Origin of the sequence: Belliella aquatica (assembly GCF_014637795.1) — a bacterium.
In the GTDB taxonomy this organism is placed as follows: Bacteria; Bacteroidota; Bacteroidia; order Cytophagales; family Cyclobacteriaceae; genus Belliella; species Belliella aquatica.
The window spans coordinates 1-617 of the sequence record NZ_BMFD01000060.1 but is presented as its reverse complement, the minus strand read 5'-3'; the positions used below and the strand labels follow the sequence as shown (position 1 = coordinate 617).

Annotated in this window: 1 pseudogene; it reads right to left on the bottom strand. The window is 41.3% G+C overall.

The features are described 5' to 3' along the window. Positions 1-617, bottom strand: a pseudogene (locus IEV57_RS19280) (hypothetical protein); the annotation flags it as partial.

The following is a 617-nucleotide window of genomic DNA, read 5'->3' as shown; positions in this document are numbered from 1 at the left end:
AACACCTCATCAGATGCACCATTGACCTTAGAACCTAAGTTGATCGCTGGACCGTAACTATCTCCCAAAATCTCTGTATAATACAAATCATATCCTCCATAACCCCCAGGCATATCTGAACTGAAGTACAACCTGTCATTATAAACCACTCCATGCATTACCCCATATTCTGAGAGCTTATTGAATGGCAAAGCTCTTACCTTACCAAAACTCCCATCTTGCTCTATTGTAGCAGTGTATAAACCCGGATGCACTTCATGTCTCCTGGTTCTTCTGCCCTTGTCATCTCTCAAAACAGCTGTAAATATTGCTTGCTGAACATCCCCATTTTCATAAAAAGCAGGAGTACTCAGGTGATAGACTCCCTCTAACTCAGTTGATACTTGTACTATTCCTTCTTCACCATCCATCAGGATCTGATGAAAACCTCTATCATTCATCCTATACCGGTCATCTCCAGAGAATCGCTTTCTAACATCTAAACGGATGGGCTTTTTCTGAGTCTCTTCATTCAGATTCCTGTCAGAAACAAAGTAATTTCTACCTTCCCTATCAGAACGCAAACCATAATCTGTTCCCGCACTGTTATACTTATCCACTGTTCGGAATGCTATCGT